Below are 23,666 nucleotides of genomic sequence, written 5' to 3'. Positions count from 1 at the left end.
CCTTCTATCGAATCACAGCTTCTAAATTATCCGTCAGTGCTTTCGTTACTTTATTCATCGCACGATTAATTTCTTCATCTGTTAATGTCGCTTCTGGATTCACAAATGTTAAGCTATACGCCAATGATTTGTGCCCTGCTTCAATATTTTTTCCTTGATAAACATCAAATAATTCGACGTCAGTTAGTAATTTACCCGCAGCTTTTGTAATTTCTTGGGTAATTGTTTGATTAGAGATGTCTTCTTTGACTAACAACGCAATATCGCGTGAAACAGCTGGGAATTTTGATACGGGTGCATAAACTAGTTTACCTGCGTCTGATGCTAACAATGCTTCTAAATTCAATTCCGCTACATACGTTTCTGGAATATCATAAGCTTTAGCAACTGTTGGATGGATTTGTCCGACAAAGCCGACTTTTTCTTCCCCTAAATAAATCGCTGCTGTGCGACCTGGATGCATATCTGGCATATCGCTAATTTTTTCAAATGTCACCACTTCTTCAAGTGATAACATTTCTACTAATTGATCGACAATTCCTTTGGCATGGTAGAAATCAACTTTCTCGCCTTTTCCTTGCCAATCACGTGTTGTCCATTCACCAGACAAAGCAAACGCTACATGGTTTTCCTCTAAAGGTAATTTCGTTTTTGCATCTTCATTTTGATAGAAGACACGACCGATTTCGTATAATGCTAATTGCGTATTTTTACGAGCCACATTATATGCTACATCGTCTAACAAACCGCTAATTAAGTTTAAACGTAAAACTGCACGATCCTCAGTCATTGGCCAATCCAAACGAGTCGCTTGACTTTCTTTCATCATGAACGATGTTGATTTTTCTTCTGTTGTTAAGGCATAGCTAATGGCTTCGTTGACTCCATTGCCTTCTAATAAGCTACGAACTTTACGAGTCAGACGTTGTTCACGAGTTAATGCGCCGGCAACAGTCTCCCCACTTGGTAAAGTTGACGGTAAGTTATTATAGCCGTAAATACGAGCAACTTCTTCAATAATGTCCGCTTCAATTGAAATGTCCCAACGACGTGGTGGTACAACCACAACATAATGACCTTCTGTTTCTGTATAACCAAACCCTAATGCTTCAAAAATAGCATTGACTTGAGAAACAGTTAATTCTGTTCCTAAATAGTGATTAATACGCTCTAAGCTAATTTCAACTTTGACATCCTCAACAGTCACTTCTGATCCTTTGACAGCGCCATTTAAGACTTCTCCACCAGCAAGACTGGCAATCATTGCAGCTGCAACATCACACGCTTCACCAACAGTCGCTTTGTTAATTCCTTTTTCAAAGCGAGAAGAAGATTCACTGCGTAAATTAAATTGTTTTGACGTACGACGAATCGATAATGGATCAAACAATGCTGCTTCTAAAGCCACGGTTGTCGTTGTTTCCACAATTTCTGAATCCAAACCACCCATGACACCCGCTAAAGCTACTGGTACTTTACCATTGGTAATGACAATGTTTTCTTTTGTCAATTTACGAGTCACATCGTCTAAAGTCACCAATTCTTCGCCTTCATGGGCACGACGAACGAAGATTTCTTGACTACCCAATCGGTCATAATCAAACGCATGTAAAGGTTGACCAAACAATAATAAAATGTAATTAGTCACGTCGACCACATTATTAATTGGACGAATACCAGCATTCATCAAAATGTTTTGCAACCATTGTGGACTTGGCGCAATTTTAACATTTTCAATAACACGAATTTGATAAGCTGGTGCATCTTTTTCATCTTCAACACGTACACTAATTTTTTCGCTTGCTTTTTTAGCTACTTCATTTAATTTTTCATCTTTGAATGTTGGTACTTGATTATAAATAGCGCCTACTTCATAAGCAACGCCACGCATACTTAGTGCATCTGCACGATTTGGCGTAATGGATAATTCAATAATTGCATCATCCATATCTAAATAAGAGAAGACTGGTTCACCTGGAACGGCATCAGCTGGTAAATATTGAATTCCTTCTGAATATTCTTTAGGAATCACACTATCAGAGTAACCAATTTCTTGAAGAGAACAAATCATCCCATTCGAAACTTGTCCACGCATTTTCCCTTTTTTAATTTTAACGTTACCGGCAATTCGTGAATTTGGTAAAGCAACAATTACTTTGATACCTGCTTTGACATTCGGTGCCCCACAAACAATTTGTGATAGTTCTTCTTCACCAATGTTGACTTGGCAAATGTGTAAATGGTCTGAATCTGGATGATCAACACATTCAACAACTTCCCCAACAACGATTTTTTTCAAGCCTTCTTCAGGAACTTCTACTGCTTCGACTTCGATTCCTGTAACAGACATTTTATCAGCTAATTCTTGTGGTGAAACACTTGATAAATCAAGGTATTCATTTAACCATTTATATGAAACTAACATTACTTTTATTCCCCCTTGAATTGACGAATGAATCGTACGTCATTTTGATAGAAATTACGGATGTCGTTTACACCGTAACGAAGCATCGCAATTCGGTCAGGTCCTAAGCCAAAAGCAAAGCCTGAATATTTTTCTGAATCAATGCCAGACATTTCTAAGACGTTTGGATGAACCATCCCAGCACCTAGAATCTCAATCCAGCCAGTATGTTTACATACATTACAACCTGCACCACCACATTTGAAGCAGCTCACATCTACTTCAACAGACGGTTCAGTAAATGGGAAGTAACTCGGACGCAAACGAATTTCACGGTCAGCACCAAACATACGTTGCATCAATGCTTCTAATGTTCCTTTTAAATCGCCCATTGTAATATGTTCATCAATGACTAATCCTTCGATTTGGTGGAATTGATGGCTATGTGTCGCATCATCGGTATCTCTACGGAAAACTTTCCCTGGAGAAATCATACGTAGTGGTCCTTTAGTGAAGTCATGTTTTTCCATGGTACGGGCTTGAACCGGTGATGTGTGGGTACGAATTAAAATTTCATCAGAAATATAGAATGTATCTTGCATGTCACGAGCTGGATGATCTTTTGGTAAGTTCATACGCTCAAAGTTGTAATGGTCTTGTTCAACTTCATAGCCTTCGACAACTTGATAGCCCATTCCGATAAAAATATCTTCAATTTCTTCCATGATTTGTGTTAACACGTGACGAGTTCCTTGTGCCATTTTTTTACCAGGTAAGGTTACGTCAATACTTTCTTCGGCCAAGGCTTTGTTCATTGCAGCTACTTCTAATGCTGCTTTCTTTTCCTCGATTTCGGCTGTCAAGGCATCTCGAATTTCATTAGCAAAACTCCCAATTTTTGGACGTTCTTCAGCAGATAAATCTTTCATCCCTCTTAAAACTTCCGTAATTGGTCCTTTTTTTCCAAGTGTTTCTACTCGAATTTGATTTAATAATTGTAAATCTTCCGCCGCTTTAATTTTTTCAACGGTTGCTACTTTTAATGCTTCCAGTTTTTCCTGTAAAGACATTTGATTGCCTCCTTTATATAATTAACTTTTTAATGATTAAATAAGTTTACGTTGTGACAACAAAAAGACCTCGCTCCTATACAAAGGAACGAGGTCTCGTGTTACCATCCTAATTCGCGACAAACAGCGCGCACTTAATTCTTTAACGATAGTGAATTACCGACTTGGTGTACCAAGTAAACTCCGGAAGTGAATTTCATTTATTGAAGACAGTCATTGCTTTCAGTCTATGGCAAATCTCCCTTTTCTGTTTCGACAAAACTACTTGTTTCCATCAACGCTCTTTATTTATTCAATTGATTGTTAGTTTACTAGATATTCCTTAAGAAATCAACTACATTCTTCATCAGTTACCCAATCATGACTCCAATTTTTAACAGATTCTAATGCATCACTCAAAGCAACGCCCTTTTCTGTTAATTGGTATAAATTATTGGCTTTTATAACGATTCCTTCTCTTTCAAGTTCTCGTAAACGTTCTGTTAACACACGATCACTTAGCATTGGAATTTTTTTCGCAAGGTCAACAAACCGCTGTTCGTCGTCTTGAAGTAACACATCAATGATTAGACCATTCCATTTTTTCCCTAAAATCAAAAAAGCTTTTTCAAATTTAGGACAAAGGGTATAGTCTGTTTTTTCCGTTTCTATCATTGGCACTCACCTCTTCGTTACCCATTGTACCATAATTTATACAAAACTATGGTCGCGCGCGCTTAAGGTGTGAACAAAGAAATTATTTTTTTACCACTCAACAAAACTAAATAAGTTTCAGTCACTGGTTTTTGCAGTGCTTCTTGTAACGCTTCTTTATACAAACGTAATTGTCCACGATATTGTTCAACAATTTTACTTTCATTGTCTCCATAGATAGCATCCGTTTTAAAATCATATAATACAAGGTGATCTTCAAATTCAATATACCCATCAATAATTCCATGGACCAATAACTCGGCGTCTGGTTCAGTAAATCCTAAAAATATTTCACGCGCATCTTTCAACATTGAAAAGGGTTGCTCTCGTCGAACGTTTGCGGCTTGCTCAATGAGTTGTTGACCTAATTCTGTTTGATAAAACCAGACGATACTAGCAAGATTAATTTTTCTAGCTGTTTTTTCGTCAAGGTATTGATTTGCGATTAATTCCTCTAATTTTTGTTGAATACTTTCTAGCGTTGGAGTGGTATCTAAAGGCAACAATTGCAATAAAGTATGGGTTGCGGTACCTACCATGGCAGCATCTTGTTCTTTTTGTAAAAATTTAGGTTTCGCTAATTCATCCGATACATAACGAAAATGCTGTTTTTGATTTTGTTCAAGGGTACTTTCCCACGTCAATTTGGCAATTTCTTGTTCATCTGGATCATTATAAATCCGTTTAATCTCTGACACCGATTGATAGCTGGTCGTTTTAGTTGATTTCTCCAAAGGATACACAAATTCTAAACGATCTTTCAAGTCTTTCGCTGGTTCACTGCTAGTAACAGTTGGTTGCTCTGATTTCTTATCAGCAATAGAAATTCTTTGCATCGCGTCAAAAATTTGTTGCTGATTCCACCAGTGAATTTGAAAATGCGCCTCATGATTTATCGTCCGTACTGTTTCACTAGCTTCTTCATAAACGCGGCGCATATCTGGATGACGCATTAACGTCAATCCAATCCAATTCATCAATGTCCCTTTGCCAGTCAAACGCATCGTCGCATCTAAGACAAGATTTTCTTGTGTCAATGCTTTTTGCCACGCAGTAAAGGCTTGTTCTTTATTTTTATAGGATCCTACCAAATACAGTTTTTGTTCGGCACGCGTAAAAGCAACATAGAGCTTTCGCATCTCCTCTGACAATGATTTTTGAATACGCACTTGTTTAATTGCTTGGTAAGGTAAGGTATCAAAACGTACACGTTCTTCATCAATGTATTGAATCCCCGCACCTAAACGTTCTTCAAAAATCGCACGCGACATAAAGTCTTGGTAATTAAACTGTCTCGTTGTATCTAATAAGAAAACAATCGGAAACTCCAAACCTTTACTTGCATGGACTGTCATAACACGCACGGCATTTTCTGCTGCCACAGCCAACGGTTCAGCTAAGTCTTTATCTTTTTCCTGCATTTTCTCAATAAAACGAATAAATTGATACAAGCCACGGAAACTACTGTTTTCATAACTTTCAGCACGACTCACTAAAGCAATTAAATTCGCATAGCGTTGACGGCCAGATGGCAACCCAATGACATAATCTAAATAAGCCGTTTCTTCATAAATGCCCCAGATTAATTCAGTCAATGAACGACGACGAGCGATTTCACGCCACGCATTTAATTGTTCTAAAAATGTTTGTACACGTTGGGCTAAGGCATCTTCTTTTTCAGCATATAATTGAAGAGCTTCAAAATAATCCCCATTTTTCTTCATTAAACGAATATCTGCTAGTTCTTCTTCATTAAGGCGGACAATTGGTGACCGCAAAACAGCTGCTAACGGAATATCTTGATAAGGATTATCAATGATTTGCAACAATGAAATCATCGTTTGGACTTCTGTCGCTTGGAAATAATTTTGAGCATCATTTACTTCCAGTGGAATATCAAATTTCTTAAAAATATCCATAATCACGAGATTATTTTTGCGTGTCGGTGTCAGCAAAACAATATCATTGAAGGTTACTGGACGGTTCATTTTTGTTTTTTTATCGTAAATTTCAAATTTTTGATCAACTAACTCTTTGATTTTTAATGCAACGAGATGTAGTTCCCCTTCTGTTTTGTCATCAACGACTTCGGCATCTTCTTCCACTTCTTTTTCAAACAGTAGTAATTCTGTATCAAATTGCTCACTCTCAGGAAAAGCTGGAAAACCGGGAATTAATTCGGCTGCTTCATCATAAGGGATTTGACCAACTTCCTCATCCATTAATTGCTGAAAGACTAAATTCGTAAATTGCAACACTTCTGAACGTGAGCGGAAATTTTCTGCTAAGACAATTCGACGGCCGCCGCTCTCTTTTTCAAAAGCTAAATATTTATCAATAAATAAGGTTGGGTCCGCTAGACGGAAAGCATAAATCGATTGCTTCACATCGCCCACCATAAACATATTTCCTTGTGTATCGTCTGGTTCACGAGTCCAATACAAAATCGCTTCTTGAAGACGATTGACATCTTGGTATTCATCTACCAGCACTTCTTCAAATTTTTCACGGTAATAAGTCGCCGCTTCACTACCTTGTCCAGATCCTTGCAAAATCTGCAAGGTAAAATGCTCTAAGTCGTTGAAATCCAGCACACCTTTTTCTAGTTTACGTTGTTGGAAATTTTCCATAAACTGCTGGGTAACTTGCCCCATTTTCTCAACAATAGGACGGGCGTGATCCATCAATTGCAACATCTCTTCTGGTGAATGGGTAAAAATGCTTTTCAGCGCTTCTAAATGTTCTTTTGCTGCTTGGCGATGAGGTTTCACTCGCTCTGATAATTCTTTTTGCTCGGCTTTACGGTATGCTGGATAACGTCCAAAGGCTAAGCTTTCAATTTGTGTGTAAGCTAAGTCGACTTGATCTGATTCCAAGTAAGTTGCCAAACGTTTCGCTTGCTCTAATTCATTGCCGAGTAACTCAGCTGCTTTTTCAAGCGCTGGATCTTGCGCTTTTTCAAGGCCAAAAGTCAATCGGTCAACTGCTGAATGAACAAGATGAAGCAAATGCGGTTTGATTTGATCGATATACAATGCGTTTGCTGCTAAACCATTCGTTGTATCGTAATTATCAGCCAACTCCTTTAACCATCGTTTAGGATTAGGATTCGCTCTTGCAAAAGTGTAGAGTGACATAATCACATCGGTTAAGCCTTCATCTGAACGATCATTCGAAAAGTTTTCAGTTAATTGATAAAATGCTTCGTCTTTGGCTTCATAATAGGCATCACGCAATTCGATCCAAACTTCTTCTTTTAATAATAATGTTTCTGTTTCATCTGTTAGCATCCGAAAAACAGGATCTAAATCAATTAAAAAATAAAAACGTCGGATAACGGTTAAGCAAAACGCATGCAAGGTTGAAATATTCGCCATTGGTAACAAAGTCAATTGCTTCGTAAAATGTTGACGTCGTTGCACATCGCTTTCTTGATTAATCGCCTCTTGTAAGGCTATTTGAATTCGTTCCTTCATTTCTCTAGCTGCCGCTTCAGTAAAAGTAACAATTAACAGTTCATCGACATTGCTACCGCTTTTCAGTTTTTCAATCACACGACGAACCAAAACAGTCGTTTTACCAGAACCGGCAGAAGCCGATACAAGCAAATTATCACCTTGATCAAAAACGGCTTGCCATTGACTATCTGTAAAAGTCTCATTAGCTGGTTTTAAAGGGATATTAGTCATTTTCTTCCTCCCTCATTCGTTCAATAATTTGTTCTTTTGATAAGTTCTCGATTCGGTGGTAGTCATTTTCTTTCAACATCACATCGAAATTACAAATGCTACGGAACGGACAAAACTGGCACGCGCGCTTTTTGTCTTTCATTTTATAAGAAGGATTCAACTCAATCTCTCCAGATAAAATTTTATTGCCACCTTCCGTCATTTTTCTCCGATTATGCATGCGTAATAAATGAATTTCATCTTCGGTATAAAATTTCTTTTTGCTTTGGCTGACTTTTTGCAATTGCTCATTCTTATCTTTTCGGATTGGAAATAGAATAGAATTTTTCGATTTTTCCAAACTATCATCATAAATCGGAAATACCGACGCATCATCAACAAATAAGCCATCATATTTAAATTGTTTTAAGCGTTCATTTTCAGAGGCATTTTGCTGATCGAGCAATGGATTATGCACATGGAAATAATAGGCTCCGGCAATCTTTGCGTCTGGACGACCAATTAACTCAATCGCGTCTGTCAATGCGACATCGAGGTAGGTAATCAACTGCATTGCTAAGCCATAATAGGCTTCAGTCAAATCAAAATCACGACTGCTCGATTTGTAATCGACCACTGATAACCACGGTTGATCGTCAACCATTGCCATATCAACACGGTCGATTTTCCCACGGACATGAAGCTTGCCACCCGTTTCTAATGGTAATTCCAAACCAGAAATTCCTAAATTTCCAGCAATTTGCCCAAATAATACTTCGGTTTGGACAGGTGATAGATGGGTTTTTTCACTTTGCTTTTGTAAAGCCCACGTCACACGTTGAATTGTCTTGGCTAATTGATATCGAATAAAATTCATTCGTGCAGAACGGTTCAATAAATCATAGCGAATATCACCAAAAATTTCTTGTAATACTCGTTCAACAAAACTTTCACGTGCTTCTGTTGACAATTCAAGCAATGAAATATTCTCTTCGATAATGACGCGCATAAATCGATCTAACGCATCGTGGAAAAATTCCCCCGTAATTGCTGGATTTAAGCCATACACATCTCGTTCTTGCAAGCGAAGTCCATAACTTGCAAAATACTTATACTCACATTGATGGAACGTCTCCATTCGTGAAATCGAACTATGAATGTCTTTGCCATATAAAGCAATAGCAGTTTCTTTGGATAAAGACACGGGTTCATTCTTATGCGTTTGGCTATCAAAGACTTTCGTTGCTAACTCATGGAATTGCGAGTGGTGCAAAGCATTGGATAATTGTTGCCAAATCAATGGTAACGTCGTTTTTTCTTCGTCCATTTGACGATAGAGGTTATTTAATTGACGAATTAAACTACGATACGTTCCTAAATGCTGTTCCGGAGGACTTTGTAAAGTTAACCCCTGACGATTCTGTACAGCTAAATTTGACCAACGTCGGATTCGTTCCAAATAAGGTGACGGTTTGATATTTTGTTGTGTATCATAATTAGCTGCATAACTTAAGTACAAATGCTGGCTAGCCGATAACAATAAATTATAAGCGACAAATGGTTCATTTCGCAGCGTTTGAGTCACTTGGTCACGAACATATTGTTCTTCAGATAATAATTCATTTAACTGCTCACGTTCTTCCGTCGACAACAAGCTTTTATTCTCAACTTTGCGAGGGAATGTCGTTTCATCCAAACCAATTGCAAAGGTGATTTTGGCTTGCAATGGACGTGCCAAACTCAAAGGATTGATTTTCACTTGATCAATCGCTGTCGGAATTTTACCGAAAGTTAGATTTTCTAATCCACTAATTAAAATCTCCTCAAATAATTGGAAATCAAAAGGCTCTTCTCCATAAATTTCCACGTATTCATCTAAGACATCCATCAATGCTGCCCATGTTTGTTCATGATTACGACCTTGTTCTAGGTTCCCTCGTTCAATTTCTTGGTTGCGCCAACAAATTAATTGTTGCTCAATTCCTTTTTCAATTAAAAAATCATAGAAAAGTTGTACCGCTGTCTTCGTGTCGCTTGCCTTTTTCAGCGTTTTAAAAAAGCTCACAATATCACGACGAAAAGCACGGCGTACCTGATTCGTTTGCTCATTCAATGAGACCGTATCTGTTAATTCATCTTCTTCAAAATTGTATTCAATTAACTGCCAATCAGTTTCTCTTATCCAATCGTTTCCATGGAAATGATGTGCCAACGCTTTATTTTCGGTAATGTCTACATACTTGCGAAAAATATCGCGCCCTTTCGTCCAATCCCCCTCGGTTTGTAATTCAGCAGGAATATATAATTCCGTTCGCAAAAAACGAAACACATCGGTTAGTCGGTAATAATAATTGTCTAAAGCAAATAAAGCATGAATGAACTCAACAAGTGGATGTTGTTCCATTTTTCGACTCTCATCTAAATAATAAGGAATTTCTAACTCATCAAAAACTATCGGAATTAACGAATAATAAATCGTTGGATCTAATGTCAAGAGTTGAATATCTCGGTAACGAATCGGTCGCTCACTTTGCGATGATTCTGCTACAATTCGGCGAATCTCAACAGCTATTTGTCGTAATTCCTCTTCCGGAGTCTCTGCTTTCCATAAGTCGACAAAATCTGCAAGATTTGTTGATTTCGGAGCACTATTTTTCTCTAAACGCCAACTTTTTTCAAGAGCTAGATAGCCTTCACTCACTTCTAATTGCGGCGCTTTATAATCAAAACGAACCGGAATGTGATGGCTCTGCGCATAGCCTTTCAATTGGCCATAGGTTTGCTTCGCTTCATAAAACAAATCTAACGCCGTCGTTTCCTGCGTGTTATCCATATATAAATCAATGCATAATTGACTTTTACTCATCAATACTTGTAAAAGTGCCTGTTCTTGTGCCGAAAAATTAGAAAAACCACTGACAATAAATCGCACATTACTTAAATCAAAAGTCGGCTCGTGTTCTTCCATTAAATAGCGCGTTAACATAGGAATAGGTTGTTCAATTTGAACTTGCCGTGCAAGTAATTCTTCTTCATAAGCGGCAAAAATTACTTGAAATTCTTCCATCTTTAACCGAAAATCTTTTTCTTTACTTGTCGTGTCGGTAAATTGCAATTGTGACAAGTGGACATTCCCCACTTGCAGTTCTTTGTACAATGCTAACAATTGGGCAATAAAGCCTGTTTTATTCAGCTCGCCTCGAAAAATTGTTAACTGATCTGCGACAGATTCTAAGACTTTACGCATCACCATTGATGCACCGACATCAGAAATTAGTTTTCCGCCAGATTGTCCTGTGCGCTGTAAAAAATACCACGCCAAACGATTAAAACTATATACTTGACTACGTATAGACGTAAAATTGGTTTGCTGCTGTTGTTTTTTTAGCTGAGAAAGCAACTCTTGCTCTCGCTCAAACTTATTGTAGTTTGGTACTAGAAAAAAAACTTCATGTTGTGAATCTGCTAGCCATTCGCTAGCAAGTTCAATGATTGCTTGTTGGTGGTTTTTATTGCCAGCACCAGTAATAAATTGCAAACTCAAGGCAGTTCCTCCTTCTTTTATTTTCTATTATACCAAAAATCGACTGATTCAAAACAAGATAACCCTCTCATTAATATTCGTTTTAAATAAACAAAATTATTTTTTCAAAATTATTGAGCAAAAATCTTTACTGACTTTTAGTAAGTCTGTATACTAGCTTTTGTAATCAAAAAAACAAATACAAAAAGGTGGAATTCTTTATATGAGTAACTTTTTAGAAACATTGCAAAATCGCCGTTCAATCTATGCATTGGGACGTAACGTAGAATTAACAGAAACAGAAATCGAAGAGCTAGTGAAAAATGTTGTCGAAGCAAGTCCAACTGCATTTCATGCACAAGGAACACGCGCTGTTATTCTATTTGGTGATGCTCATGAAAAATTATGGTCTTTAACACAAGATGCTTTAGAGCCATTAACTCCTGCAGAAGCATTTGAAGGCACAAAACAAAAATTAGCTGGCTTCAAAGCTGGTTACGGCACAGTGCTATTCTTCTCAGATTTAGATACTGTTAAAAACTTACAAGAACAATTCCCATTATATGCTGATAGCTTCCCAGGTTACGCTGAACAAGAACACGGAATTGCGGCGGCAAACACTTGGACAGCTTTTGCTGAAGCTGGCTTAGGTGGTAACTTACAACATTACAACCCAGTCATTGACGAAGCAGTTGCAGCAGAATGGAACATCCCTGCCAACTGGAAATTACGTTCACAATTAGTATTCGGCTCAAAAGAAGGCGATGCTGGTGAAAAAGAACATTTAGCAGCAGATGTACGTTTCCGCGTATATAAATAAACACAAAAAGCTAGTGGAATCCACTAGCTTTTTTGATTTCCTTGATCGATAATTACATCAATTGGTGTTCCTTGATTCAAACGAGTGGCTAAATAAGAAACTAATTTTTCAGTCGTTGTATTAAATTTCATCAATGGTCCGCGTAAGCCATGACGAAAAAAATTTAATTTAATCACATTTTCTGTAGAATCTTGGAACAATACTACACGGTCCACTTCCTTAAATTTAATCCCCCGATTATCTAATGCATGCAACACAAAACGATCTTCTGCGATACCACGTCCATTAATCAAATAACTTAAAACAAGTAAAACGGCTACAAAGCCCCGCACCTGTTCATCAAGGGTATCCGATGTCAAGTAGGCACTCCCAACAAAGAAAGCTAAGACGATTGGCAAAATCACAGATGTTGCTGATTTTCTTTTCGCAATAAAAAGTAGTTCTTTCCTTAATACCAATAAATAGGCATATAAAATCAAAGTGAATAAAGCAAATACCAAAGTAAATACGCTCATTTTTTTCTCCTAATCTCTTCTTTCCTCCTAGTTTAACAGAAATTTAAAGCATATCGCAATTGAATACTATTTCTTTTGGCAAATAATTTTCTATTTTAGGTAATTTTCGATAAAATAAGGTGAACAAATAAAAAAAGAGGTGAATCCTATGAGTAAACTGATTCAACAATTTCAACGGTATGCCTTATTACGAGGAATTTGCTATATTGTGGCTGGTATTCTTGTCATTATGTACCCTCAACAATTTACGCAAGCAATTATTTATTTAGTTGCTGGCTATGTCGCTGTCTTAGGGCTACTAAATCTTTGGAATGCGTACCGTGAGAAAAAACAAACAGGCTATACAGGAATGGAATTAATTTTAGGTATTCTATTATTAGTTGCTGCAGCTGCCATACTCGCTCTGGCGAAACCAATCTTCACCATCATTACAGTGTTCTTGGGGATTTTAATCGTTTTAAATGGTTGTACAAGAATGATGCAAGCTTTTAATTTAAAGAAATTAAATCAACCTTTCCTTCCATGGATGATTTATGCCGGTATTTTGATTATTGGTGGCTTTGTCATAATGTTCCATGCTGTTGCTAGCATTATGACACTTTTTGGTAGCATTTTAATTTTTATGGGGATTTCAGAGATTGCTGGTTACTTCCAAATTCGACGAAACTTACCTTAAAGAAAGCTTTTTCATAATTCTAGTAGCACTTTAAAAAAAAATGTAGTATATTTAATATATCACATTACATCCAGGAGGTTATTTTATGAAAAAAATTCAAAATGAACAAACACATCCAAATGACGTTCCTGTGATTTTTTTATATGATGCAAATGGCCAAATAACTGGAAAAATTTCTGTGAATGAATGGAAAAAACAAAAACAAGAAGCAAAACTTCTTGAAGAACTTGAAATTAAACTTTACCGTGAAGCGATTACTTATTATGGCAACAATGAGTGTACCAAAGCAGAAGACTTATTAACGTACCTCATTGCGCGAACAGATTATACACATTATGAATACGTTGAACGCTTAGCGAACATTTATCGTCGCCAAGGTCGCCTCGCTAGCGAAAAACGTTTGCTACTATGTGCCCGTAAAAACGTGGACTCTCTTGATTTTTCAGAAGGCATTATTCGCCGCATTGACAAACGTTTGACCAAACTTGAAGAACCTGGCTTCAATACACGTCCATTATTTAATTAAAAAGAACCATCATCGATAATCGATGATGGTTCTTTTCTTTTTAGTTTGAAAATGCATGAACGAAATAGAAAATTCCTAATAATAACAAATAAAAACCAACTAAAAATGATAAAGTCAACATTGAAACGATTGGATCAAAGAATAAAGAGAAGCCAACAAAAATCCCTAATACATTCACAATCAATGAGAACCAATAATAAGCCTTTCTATCCCCTGAGATTTCATTTAATACTATTAAGTTACGAATCGAGTCAATGACAAACCAGATGGCAAAAACATAAGCTAATGCTAGAATTCCGGCATTTAGATTGAACATCAAAACGATACCAACAATAATTTCAATAATACCTAGCACTAAGAACATTGTAAATTTCAAACCAGTTAATTGTTTGACTTTGCGACGAATCAATAAACTAGCCGCACCATTAATAATTGCCGTAATTGCTAGATAAATAACAATTGCTGTTAAACTAGTTCCTGGATTACGAAATGTAACCAGAGCAGTTAACATAAATAAAATCCCCAGTAAAAGACTCATCCAATCAAAGTTCTTTTTTTCTTCGTACATAAAAAACACTCCCTCAGCTAATTTTTGATAAAGTATTGAATAACAATTTCATCCTTCATCACTATTAGTTTAGCTCTTTTACAAAAAAAGTGTCAAACCATAACTGATTAAGTGAAAATTAAATGAGGAAGCCTCTGATTGTATTAGAAAAAACGATTAATTACTGGAAAGCCCCATTTTTTTACAGAGCTTGTTCCGTACTTTTGACTGGTACCATAAACAGTAATTGGACTTTCGATATAAGTTGCACTATTTGCCAAATATTCATCGACAGTACCTTCATAAACGAGTCGCGGTTGAACCGCTTCAATTAAGTCTGTTGGTGTAATTAAATAGATTGGCTTACTAAAACGTACAGTTTGGCTTTCTTCAAAGACATGGGCTAAAAATTGCGAACAAAAATACGCATCTTTCCGATTCCAATGTTGATGTAAAGCAATCCCTACTAATCCTAACAAATTATATTTGTATTTTGCTGAATCTAATCCAAAAGCTTGCACAGTATCCTGCAATCGTTCAAATTGTTCTTCTGCTACTTCAAAACAATAAACCTGACAACTCGCTTGTAGGAAAAAATCCTGATATAAATTTTCTTTTACAAACCCACCATCAAATGGATTTGTAACTTTTTTGCGTCCGAAACTATACACTTGGTTTAATTGAAGGTCTAAACCCAGTGATGCATGATTGTATTTTTTCCCCGTAAATACCCGAATACATTTGGTGAAGACCGTCCCGGTATCTGTTAATAAAATATATACTCTTTTCATTTTTTCTCCTTGTGAACCAACCCTCTAACATAATAAAACAATTATAACATACAAAAGATTCAATTAGTTTTTTTTCTTATAGGACTATGGGCTGATTTTTCTCACCGGATTTGTTTAGAAAAAAAAGCATTTAGTTTCAACAAACACTAAATGCTATTTTTATTCATTTTCCGTATTTTAGCAAGAAGCTTCTTAATAAAAGGATAATCAATTTCCTGAGTCTCGATTGATGCAGATGCATAGAGTGCTGCTTCATAGTTTTGAGTTAAGGTTCGAAAATCTCCGTCAAAAATTGGAAAATTCGCTTCAACTCGCTCAGCATACGCATGTAAGGTTTGTTCAGCAGGTCGTTCTTGTTGTTTCTCAATTTGTTTTAATAATCTTGGATAGACACGTATCAATGATTGTTTATTAAAGCGCCAAAGGATTAGTATTTGCCACGTGACACCCCAACGCCATAAACTCAAGACACACACAGCTAGAATCAGCCAACGTAGATAGCGCCAACTGTTCTTGAACAGTTGAATCATCGGTTCCCAAAAGTGATTGGTTGTCGTTGGCTCATCTGTTGCACTAGTTGATTCATTTGACGTTGATAATTCGGTCGAACTACTTGAAGTGGAAGATTCCTCTGTTGATTGACTCGTTTCACTAGTTTCAGATGAATCGCTGGTTGCAACGGTACTATCTAACGCTTGGCTGAATGAAGGTGTTGGTTCAAATGGTACCCAGCCAACTCCATCAAAGAAAACTTCTACCCATGAATGGGCATCAGAATTACGGATAGCATACACATCATGGCCATCTTCTTCTCGAACCACTTCCCCAGGAGCAAACCCTTTGGCCCATCTCGTTGGGATATCAACGGCACGTAACAAGACTGCCATTGCCGTCGAAAAATTGTCACAATAGCCTACTTGAGAATCAAATAGAAAATGGTCCACATAATCTCTTCCTTTTGGTGTAACAGGTGTATCGATTTTTGAGTAACGAAAGTCCGATGAGTTTTTTAAATATTCTTCAACTGCCAATACTTTTTCCAACAAAGTGGGTTTATCAGCGGTCAAATCCTCTGCTAGTGTGACTACTCGTTCAGGTAATATAGGTAAACTTAGGTAGTGCTCAATTTCTTGATTGGTCACCCCAGCCAAAGTTGCCTGTGTATAATCTGGCTGAAACCAGCCAATAGTTAGATTGGTTCGATCCGAAGCTGATGCGTAATTGAGACGACCATTTTCATGAGAACGTTCCAATTTTAAAAAGTCTGTCTCTGACTCTAAAATGACCCGACCATAGGGCAACGGCAAATAACTATCGTTCAAGCTAAATGAAAGTTCAATGCTTTCCCTCGGTTGATACTCACCAAGATAAGCTTCATCTTCTAAATAAATTCTACCACCAGATTCCTCATAAATGGATTCATTATATGACGAAGAATTACGCCAGCCAGTGCCAGTGTACACTTCTTTACTTTCAACCCGCCAATAATGAGCCGTTTGTTGCTTTGCCTCAAATAATAGTGTGTGGTCATCCATCAATGGTCCACCTAATACAGCGTCATTTTCTCCAAATCCTGTACGTGTCCCTGATGCGCCTTCTTCAAAAAGCTGATAAAAACCTGTTTGATTTAAATGATTGCGAATCCTCGCGGAACGAATAACCAATTCATCTCGAATACTAGTTATCGGTAACAATGACGCTCCTATGACTAATCCAATCACTAGCACGCTTCCATAAATGACGCGTTGATACTCTTGTTTTGCCACAATTAACAAACGCATAATTAAAGCAACGGCTAAGAGTAAAATAATTTTATAGCTAACATCCACACGGTTGAAGGTGGCTATCAATAACATATAAACAATAATCACCAGTGTACTTAAATAGATACGTTCATATTCAATTTGCAGCTCAGTCAATAAAATCAGTAGTAGCAAAAGAATAACCAATGCTACTTCTAACGGTATAAAAGACATTTCTCCTGTCAGAAAACGAGCAATTTCTGATTGAATTAACTGGCCTGCAGTTCGAAACCATGACAAAGAAAAAGTCTGCTCTAAGCGAACATATTGATAAAAAATCCAACTACCACTCAATAAATACACTGGGAACTTAAGGAGTCGATAACGAAGCAGAGCAACCACACAAAGCAAAGCAATCGCAAAAAAACTAAAACCAGTTACAGATACTTGATAGGTTGTTAAAAATTGCGTAAATAACACGGAAAAACTGATAAACGATAAAAACAGCAAAGGTAATTTTCTTTGTAGTCGTCGCATCATTGCTGTCCCTCCAGTCGTTTGATATCTTGATACGTATAGATTTCAAATGGATTGGCAGTCGCCACCAATGCTTCGATTAAGTTATCTGATTTTTCTGGTACGAACACAATCATTTTTTTCTTTTCTTTTACGATTTCGGGTGGCGTTTCAAAAGGTTCAATTTGTGCAAATTGCTGAAGTAATTCATCGGTTTGTTCAATTTGATTTCCTAATAATTTCAGTTGTCGAGAAGTTAAATGCCATTGTTGGAAGAGCGTATACACAACGGTCAACATTTCTTCAAAGTAAATACTCTTTTGTCCGTAGAAAACCAGTATCCAATCTGATTTTTGATACATCTGATACTCTCGCCACATCAATTCGTCTTCTCGGCTAGATAATTTCCAATCAATGTGCTTCAATGCATCGCCAGGTTGATAAGGACGATAATTTTTGATAGAAAAATCATTTTCCCCATTCTCATTTTGCTGAAGTATTCTTTGAAAAAGAATTTGTAATTTATCAGCATAGGGATATTGCATAGGCAGAATCATCCAAGAAACAGGCACGCTGATTTTACGTCGCTTCTGTAGCCAATCAAATAAATCACTGGCAACCAGTGTAACAACCACTTCCGAGTAATTCCCTCTCTTTTTTGGTGTCCAAACGACTTCTATTAGACTATTTTTATGAAAGAACCAGATTTTTTTCTCCGGATGTAATTGTTTCCCTGTCAATGTGACGTATGGAAAGAACAACAAACGAGCGCTACTTTTTTTGATAGCAAATGATACTGCTTGCGCTTGATTCACTTCAGTTACTAAGTTAGGACTCTCAACAAATAATCGTTTAAGCGAACTCATCAAACCCAGAAACTCTACAAATAAAAATAAACTTGCAAAAAACCACATGCTCCATCCTGTTTGAGTATTAAATACTAGTGCATAGAGTGTAATCAGACTATATACCAAACCAAATATCACAAGTAAATATAGTTGTTTTATTTTTCGCATACCTTACCTCCTTACAGGTACGGCAACGCGACGAACAATTTGCTGTAAAATAGCCTCTAGTTCATTTCCATGAGCATTTTTCAACTGTAAACGATGACCAAAAACAGCCGGAAGAATTTTTTGCAAATCTTCAGGAGTCACATATTGTCTTCCCTCTGTTAAGGCATAGGCTTTTGCAGCACGAATAAAAGCAACTGCACCACGTGGACTCACGCCTAAAACTACACCTTGATGATTTCGACTAGCTTGCACTAATTCTAACGCATATTTTCCAACACTCTCATGAACAAAAACTTCAGAAACCTTCTCCTTTAAGCTAGCAACTTCTTGCTCAGTCATGATTTGCTTAACTTTTGTAACGGTTCGTTTTTTACCTAACATTAATGCTAATTCATCCGAAAACGTTGGGTAGCCAATTGTCAGGCGAAATAAAAAACGATCTAGTTGCGCTTCAGGTAATGGATATGTTCCTTCATATTCAATCGGATTTTGCGTGGCTAAAACAAAAAAATGTGGCGATAATTCATATGTAACATTATCAATCGTTACTCGATTTTCAGACATAGCTTCTAATAACGCTGCTTGTGTTCGAGGTGTTGTCCGATTTAATTCATCTGCTAAGAGAACTGTGGTAAAGACTGGACCTTTCCGAAATTCAAATTGATGTGTCTGTCGATTAAAAATCGAAACTCCTAAAATATCACTCGGCAATAAATCAGGAGTAAATTGGACTCTAGCAAATTTCCCTTGAATAGTTTTGGCTAACGTTTGAATCATCAATGTTTTCCCAACGCCAGGAATATCTTCAAACAATACGTGACCATCAGCTAAAAGCGCAGCAACAGTCATTTGAATAACCTCTCGTTTTCCTAAAATAACCTTTTCGACTTCATCAATTAATTGTGAAATTTTATTTTCCATGTAAATCCTCCTTATTACTCAGCTTTTCTCCTTTTATAAAAAAAGAGAAAAGTCACCACAACTTTTCTCTTTTTAACGTATAATTATAAACCAATCTCTTGACGAACAACATCGGCAATTTTGTCTACATAATAATTTACTTTTTCATCGGTTGGCGCTTCTGCCATCACTCGCAACAGCGGTTCTGTTCCTGAAGGGCGAACTAAAATGCGACCTTCGCCATTCATTTCAGCCTCGGCTTCTTCAATCACTGCTTTAATCGCAGGGACTTCCATCGCACCATTTTTATTAGATACGCGAATATTCACTAATTTTTGTGGGTAAATCGTTACTTCATCGGCTAATTCAGATAACTTTTTGCCCGTTTGTTTCATGATATTCAATAATTGGATACCTGACAACATGCCATCTCCAGTGGTATTAAAATCTAAAAAGACCATATGTCCAGATTGTTCACCACCGAAGTTGTAATCATTTTTACGCATTTCTTCCACGACATAACGGTCACCCACTTGAGTAATCACATCTTTCAAACCAATCTCTTCCACAGCTTTATGGAAGCCTAGATTACTCATCACGGTTGTAACAATTGTGTCTTGTTTCAAGCGTTTATTTTCAGCTAAATATTTGGCACAGATGTACATGATTTTATCGCCATCGACGATTTCGCCACGTTCATCAACCGCAATAATTCGATCGCCATCGCCATCAAAAGCTAAACCAGCATCAGCACCTTTTTCAACAACAAATTCGGCTAATTTTTCTGGATGTGTTGATCCAACACCGTCATTGATATTCACACCATTTGGTGAAGTGCCAATCGTATAGAAATCTGTTTCTAAATCAGCAAACAAACGATTCACTGTTGAAGCTGTCGCTCCATTCGCTGCGTCTAAACAAACCGTTAAACCAGACAAATCGCCACTGATTGTTTGTTGTAAGAATTGAGAATATTTCAATAGCCCTTCTGGGAATTCCTCAACTGTTCCTAACCCCTCAGCTGATGGACGAGGCAGTGTATCTTCATCTGCATCTAATAAAGCTTCAATCTCTGCTTCTTGTTCATCAACTAATTTGAAGCCATCATTTCCGAAAAATTTAATGCCATTGTCTTGTGCTGGATTATGCGAAGCAGAAATCATGACACCCGCACTCGCTTTTTGAATACGAGTAAGATAAGCTACTCCCGGTGTTGAAATCACACCAAGTTGAAAGACTTCAATCCCCACAGAAAGTAAACCTGCAATTAAAGCATTTTCTAATAGTTGTCCTGAAATACGAGTATCTCTCCCAACAAGGACACGAGGTCTTCTTTCTCCTGTTTCATGTTGACTTAATACATAACCACCACAACGACCTAACTTGAATGCTAACTCTGGTGTCAATTCCTTATTTGCTTCTCCTCTGACACCATCTGTTCCAAAATATTTTCCCATGATTAACGTTCCTCTCTTATTCTGTTTCTTGTTCTTGTGAAGATGACGATTGAATAGGCTCTTCTACATTTCCTGATTCGCTCACTTCTGGCGTTGTTGAAGCAGAAGTGGTTGTTTCGGAACTAGGAATAGGCTCAGTCGATTCTGTTCCAGAAACGGGCGAAGAAGTAGAAGGTATCGTTTCAGACGGTCTTTCTTCTGATGAATCCAAAAAGACTGGCGTAATTTCTATCGTTACTTCTTGCGGATGACTGATAACTCCATCAGGTACAGGAATCGTCACAACTTGTGTCGTTTTCTCACGAATCGTGGAAACATCAACTGGTACTCCTATACTGCTTAATGAATCAATCAGTTCTTGTGAACCAGAAATTGTTGCTTTTGTTTGATCTAAGACATAATTAAAATGTGATATCCCATTGGGTGTCGTTCCCTGTTGACTTGCAAACAGACTCACTTCTTTTTCAGGTGCTGAAACTATAGCTTCAACTTGCACTTCTTCTGGTTGAATTGTTGTTTGAAGAATATCGCCGTTTTTATTAACTGCATGTACAGGGACTTTTTGTGTTTGATTGCTTGTTATGCCTTGTAATGAGCTAACATCAGCAATTACTTTGCTAATTTCTTCAGCTGTTTGTTCCCCCGTAGTCACTGTCACTTTATTAGGTATCGAAGTTATTTTATCTAATCGAAAGCCATCTTGCAAATTTTCTTCAGAAAAATCAACTTCAACAGGAAATTCTTTTGCCACTTTTTTCTCAATGGTTACAGTAAAAATTTGCGGAGAAATAGTTGCTTTTACGCTATTACTCATATTTTGGACTTCTAACATAACATCATGCGTGCCTTCGGATAAACTTGTCAAATCGGCAACCACCCGAAAATTACGAGTCTCTTCATTTGTTTCCGCATCTAATTGTATGCGATTGATGCTTCTTAAGTCAACGTTCACTGTTGGTTGATATCCCTGGATAAAATATTTATCCTGATTATACTTGATTTGAACTGGTACGTCTTCTAACGTTTCTTCAAACATATTTGGTGTTGTTGTAAATGTATTTTGTAAGTTCGAACCATTTGCATAAAAAAACAGTACAAAACTGAAAAGCAGAGCTAATAATGCATACATAATGTTACTACGTCGTTCTTTTGTAAACATTATTTCCCTCCTTTATTCAATTTGTTTAATTCATCTAAAATAACATGAAAAATATTCTTTTTCTCTTTTGGTTTTTCATCTGGTACCAATGCTGTCCGTAACATATCCATATACTGTTCTTGTGTTAAATCAGCATGCAACTGGTTGTTCCAAGTTAAACTGACATCCCCAGTCTCTTCTGACACAATAATCGTAATAGCATCACTGACTTCAGATACCCCTACTGCCGCACGATGTCGCGTACCAAATTCTTTTGGAATTAACAAACTATCTGATAAAGGTAAGTAAGCACAAGAAACGGCTATCTTTCCATCACGAATAATGACGGCGCCATCGTGTAAAGGTGTATTTGGAATAAAGATATTAATTAGCAATTCACCTGTAATATCTGCATCCAAGGGAATTCCAGTTTCGATGTATTCATCTAATCCTGTATTACGTTCAATTGTAATTAATGCACCAATTTTTCGCTTGGACATATATTGAATTGCTTTATCAAAAGACTTCAAGACTTGTTCATCATTATTCTTATCCATTTTTGTTGGAGTGAAAAATGTCGTTCGTCCCAAATGCTCCAATCCACGCCTGATTTCTGGTTGAAAAATAACTATTGCAGCAATGACACCATACGTAATAACTTGATCCATCAACCAAGATAATGTGTGGAGTCCTACCAGTTCTGCAATAAAACGAGTAGCAATAAACATTGCTACACCTTTAAATAACTGAATAGCTTTTGTTCCTCGTACCAATTGTATCAACTTATACACAATAAACCATACAACAATAATATCTAATATATTGATGACAAAAGGGAGTGAAAACACATCCACAGAGAAAATTTCTTTCCAATAAGTAATGTTAAATAACTCGCTAATATTAAATTTCATACTAACAGCCTTCCTTTGCTATAAGACTTGTACTAATTATCAGTATAGCACAGCTTTTTTCACTTGTTGATAAAAAAGGTGTTATCTTTGAAATTTTTCAAGAAAATAATTATCAATTATTTTTTCCATTAAGATACCTTGGCTTTTTCACAAAAATTCGTTAGACTAATAATAACATAAGGAGGAATCAAAAAATGGATATTTCAGTTATCAAAGCGCAAGAAACTAATGCAGATTATGGCATTCACGTTGGCAAAGATGCACCAAAAACAATCTTAGAGTTCATCAATGTACGTTGCCCTTATTGTAAACAATGGTTTGAAAATTCTAAAGATATTTTGACAGAAGCAGTTGCAGCAAATCGTGTCCAACGTGTAATCAAATTAGTTGACCGTGAAAAAGAATCCTTGCAACGAGGCAATGTGATGCATCGTTTTATTACTACCAATGATGCAACACAAGCACTCGCAGATTTAACTAAAGCTTTTGAAACACAAGAGCAATGGAAAGATCTTTCATTAGAGGAAGTAGCAGACTTCGCCAAAAACACGCTAGGTTTGACAGAACACAACCACTTAGATTATGCAAAACAATTAGTGACTGAAACTGAGCAAGCGAATATCAAATTTGTACCAACGATTATTGTAGATGAACATATTTTTGATGAAAATATTGATTCAGAAACCTTGGCATCTTACTTAAAATAAGACTCTGTTAAATAGCTCTGTTGATATTTGAATGGAAATGAGGAGT

The 23,666-nt window shown here is 36.9% G+C and carries 18 protein-coding genes; 4 read left to right on the top strand and 14 right to left on the bottom strand.

What is annotated here, in order from left to right; genetic code table 11:
• Window positions 1–4: 4 nt before the first annotated feature.
• The 5 genes from pheT to BAU17_RS09425 form a co-directional block, all read right to left on the bottom strand.
• Window positions 5–2,425 carry a phenylalanine--tRNA ligase subunit beta gene (pheT, locus tag BAU17_RS09445; protein WP_161902573.1) on the bottom strand — a complete coding sequence of 807 codons (2,421 nt, stop codon included), beginning with the start codon at window positions 2,423–2,425 and terminating at the stop codon, window positions 5–7.
• 5 nt (window positions 2,426–2,430) lie between these two features.
• Window positions 2,431–3,474: a phenylalanine--tRNA ligase subunit alpha gene (gene pheS / locus BAU17_RS09440; protein ID WP_161902572.1), complete on the bottom strand. Its 1,044-nt coding sequence runs from the start codon at window positions 3,472–3,474 to the stop codon at window positions 2,431–2,433.
• A gap of 330 nt (window positions 3,475–3,804) precedes the next feature.
• Window positions 3,805–4,128, bottom strand: coding sequence for a winged helix-turn-helix transcriptional regulator (locus BAU17_RS09435; RefSeq protein ID WP_161902571.1), 324 nt, complete (start codon window positions 4,126–4,128; stop codon window positions 3,805–3,807).
• A gap of 62 nt (window positions 4,129–4,190) precedes the next feature.
• On the bottom strand, window positions 4,191–7,856 hold the full coding sequence (gene addA / locus BAU17_RS09430; RefSeq protein WP_161902570.1) for a helicase-exonuclease AddAB subunit AddA: 3,666 nt from the start codon (window positions 7,854–7,856) through the stop codon (window positions 4,191–4,193).
• Window positions 7,849–11,379, bottom strand: coding sequence for a PD-(D/E)XK nuclease family protein (locus BAU17_RS09425; protein WP_161902569.1), 3,531 nt, complete (start codon window positions 11,377–11,379; stop codon window positions 7,849–7,851). The genes addA and BAU17_RS09425 overlap by 8 nt, the downstream gene beginning before the upstream one ends.
• 202 nt (window positions 11,380–11,581) lie before the next feature.
• Between BAU17_RS09425 and BAU17_RS09420 the strand changes: the two genes are divergently transcribed.
• The gene (locus BAU17_RS09420; protein WP_161902568.1) at window positions 11,582–12,178 is read left to right on the top strand and encodes a nitroreductase family protein; all 597 of its coding nucleotides are present in this window, start codon (window positions 11,582–11,584) and stop codon (window positions 12,176–12,178) included.
• Window positions 12,179–12,201: 23 nt separating this feature from the next.
• Here the strand turns inward: BAU17_RS09420 and BAU17_RS09415 are convergent, their stop codons facing one another.
• The gene (locus tag BAU17_RS09415; protein ID WP_161902567.1) at window positions 12,202–12,693 is read right to left on the bottom strand and encodes a hypothetical protein; all 492 of its coding nucleotides are present in this window, start codon (window positions 12,691–12,693) and stop codon (window positions 12,202–12,204) included.
• Between the two features lie 148 nt (window positions 12,694–12,841).
• Between BAU17_RS09415 and BAU17_RS09410 the strand changes: the two genes are divergently transcribed.
• Window positions 12,842–13,369, top strand: a complete 528-nt coding sequence (locus tag BAU17_RS09410) for an HdeD family acid-resistance protein (RefSeq protein ID WP_161902566.1) — start codon at window positions 12,842–12,844, stop codon at window positions 13,367–13,369.
• A gap of 85 nt (window positions 13,370–13,454) precedes the next feature.
• The gene (locus tag BAU17_RS09405; protein ID WP_161902565.1) at window positions 13,455–13,895 is read left to right on the top strand and encodes a hypothetical protein; all 441 of its coding nucleotides are present in this window, start codon (window positions 13,455–13,457) and stop codon (window positions 13,893–13,895) included.
• Between the two features lie 40 nt (window positions 13,896–13,935).
• Here the strand turns inward: BAU17_RS09405 and BAU17_RS09400 are convergent, their stop codons facing one another.
• The 8 genes from BAU17_RS09400 to cdaA all read right to left on the bottom strand — a co-directional run bounded on the left by BAU17_RS09400 (window position 13,936) and on the right by cdaA (window position 22,913).
• Window positions 13,936–14,463, bottom strand: a complete 528-nt coding sequence (locus BAU17_RS09400) for an HdeD family acid-resistance protein (RefSeq protein ID WP_161902564.1) — start codon at window positions 14,461–14,463, stop codon at window positions 13,936–13,938.
• A gap of 143 nt (window positions 14,464–14,606) precedes the next feature.
• On the bottom strand, window positions 14,607–15,233 hold the full coding sequence (locus tag BAU17_RS09395; protein WP_161902563.1) for a hypothetical protein: 627 nt from the start codon (window positions 15,231–15,233) through the stop codon (window positions 14,607–14,609).
• 146 nt (window positions 15,234–15,379) lie between these two features.
• Window positions 15,380–17,515 (bottom strand): DUF4129 domain-containing transglutaminase family protein, encoded by a 2,136-nt coding sequence (locus BAU17_RS09390; protein WP_161902562.1) that lies wholly within the window; start codon window positions 17,513–17,515, stop codon window positions 15,380–15,382.
• Window positions 17,512–18,507, bottom strand: a complete 996-nt coding sequence (locus BAU17_RS09385) for a DUF58 domain-containing protein (protein ID WP_161902561.1) — start codon at window positions 18,505–18,507, stop codon at window positions 17,512–17,514. The genes BAU17_RS09390 and BAU17_RS09385 overlap by 4 nt, the downstream gene beginning before the upstream one ends.
• 3 nt (window positions 18,508–18,510) lie before the next feature.
• Window positions 18,511–19,428, bottom strand: coding sequence for an AAA family ATPase (locus tag BAU17_RS09380; protein ID WP_161902560.1), 918 nt, complete (start codon window positions 19,426–19,428; stop codon window positions 18,511–18,513).
• 83 nt (window positions 19,429–19,511) lie between these two features.
• Complete coding sequence (glmM, locus tag BAU17_RS09375; protein WP_161902559.1) at window positions 19,512–20,864, bottom strand: phosphoglucosamine mutase; 1,353 nt, start codon at window positions 20,862–20,864, stop codon at window positions 19,512–19,514.
• Window positions 20,865–20,880: 16 nt separating this feature from the next.
• A complete protein-coding gene (locus tag BAU17_RS09370) occupies window positions 20,881–22,023 on the bottom strand; it encodes a CdaR family protein (RefSeq protein ID WP_161902558.1) in 1,143 nt (380 codons plus the stop codon).
• Window positions 22,023–22,913 (bottom strand): diadenylate cyclase CdaA, encoded by an 891-nt coding sequence (gene cdaA / locus BAU17_RS09365; RefSeq protein ID WP_161902557.1) that lies wholly within the window; start codon window positions 22,911–22,913, stop codon window positions 22,023–22,025. Before cdaA ends, BAU17_RS09370 begins: the two co-directional genes overlap by 1 nt.
• A gap of 194 nt (window positions 22,914–23,107) precedes the next feature.
• Here cdaA and BAU17_RS09360 point away from each other — a divergent pair, with 194 nt between their 5' ends.
• A complete protein-coding gene (locus BAU17_RS09360; protein WP_161902556.1) occupies window positions 23,108–23,620 on the top strand; it encodes a thioredoxin domain-containing protein in 513 nt (170 codons plus the stop codon).
• Window positions 23,621–23,666: the final 46 nt, after the last annotated feature.

This window comes from Candidatus Enterococcus willemsii (genome assembly GCF_009933335.1).
In the GTDB taxonomy this organism is placed as follows: Bacteria; Bacillota; Bacilli; order Lactobacillales; family Enterococcaceae; genus Enterococcus_F; species Enterococcus_F willemsii.
The sequence above is the reverse complement of the archived record's forward strand: the minus strand, read 5'-3'. Positions and strand labels throughout refer to the sequence as shown.

Coding starts and splice junctions, on each gene's coding strand:
- glmM (WP_161902559.1), bottom strand. CDS start 20,864: ATGGGAAAATATTTTGGAACAGATGGTGTCAGAGGAGAAGCAAATAAG.
- BAU17_RS09385 (WP_161902561.1), bottom strand. CDS start 18,507: ATGCGAAAAATAAAACAACTATATTTACTTGTGATATTTGGTTTGGTA.
- BAU17_RS09360 (WP_161902556.1), top strand. CDS start 23,108: ATGGATATTTCAGTTATCAAAGCGCAAGAAACTAATGCAGATTATGGC.
- pheS (WP_161902572.1), bottom strand. CDS start 3,474: ATGTCTTTACAGGAAAAACTGGAAGCATTAAAAGTAGCAACCGTTGAA.
- BAU17_RS09400 (WP_161902564.1), bottom strand. CDS start 14,463: ATGTACGAAGAAAAAAAGAACTTTGATTGGATGAGTCTTTTACTGGGG.
- BAU17_RS09420 (WP_161902568.1), top strand. CDS start 11,582: ATGAGTAACTTTTTAGAAACATTGCAAAATCGCCGTTCAATCTATGCA.
- addA (WP_161902570.1), bottom strand. CDS start 7,856: ATGACTAATATCCCTTTAAAACCAGCTAATGAGACTTTTACAGATAGT.
- BAU17_RS09435 (WP_161902571.1), bottom strand. CDS start 4,128: ATGATAGAAACGGAAAAAACAGACTATACCCTTTGTCCTAAATTTGAA.
- BAU17_RS09370 (WP_161902558.1), bottom strand. CDS start 22,023: ATGTTTACAAAAGAACGACGTAGTAACATTATGTATGCATTATTAGCT.
- BAU17_RS09380 (WP_161902560.1), bottom strand. CDS start 19,428: ATGGAAAATAAAATTTCACAATTAATTGATGAAGTCGAAAAGGTTATT.
- BAU17_RS09410 (WP_161902566.1), top strand. CDS start 12,842: ATGAGTAAACTGATTCAACAATTTCAACGGTATGCCTTATTACGAGGA.
- BAU17_RS09415 (WP_161902567.1), bottom strand. CDS start 12,693: ATGAGCGTATTTACTTTGGTATTTGCTTTATTCACTTTGATTTTATAT.
- BAU17_RS09405 (WP_161902565.1), top strand. CDS start 13,455: ATGAAAAAAATTCAAAATGAACAAACACATCCAAATGACGTTCCTGTG.
- BAU17_RS09390 (WP_161902562.1), bottom strand. CDS start 17,515: ATGATGCGACGACTACAAAGAAAATTACCTTTGCTGTTTTTATCGTTT.
- cdaA (WP_161902557.1), bottom strand. CDS start 22,913: ATGAAATTTAATATTAGCGAGTTATTTAACATTACTTATTGGAAAGAA.
- pheT (WP_161902573.1), bottom strand. CDS start 2,425: ATGTTAGTTTCATATAAATGGTTAAATGAATACCTTGATTTATCAAGT.
- BAU17_RS09395 (WP_161902563.1), bottom strand. CDS start 15,233: ATGAAAAGAGTATATATTTTATTAACAGATACCGGGACGGTCTTCACC.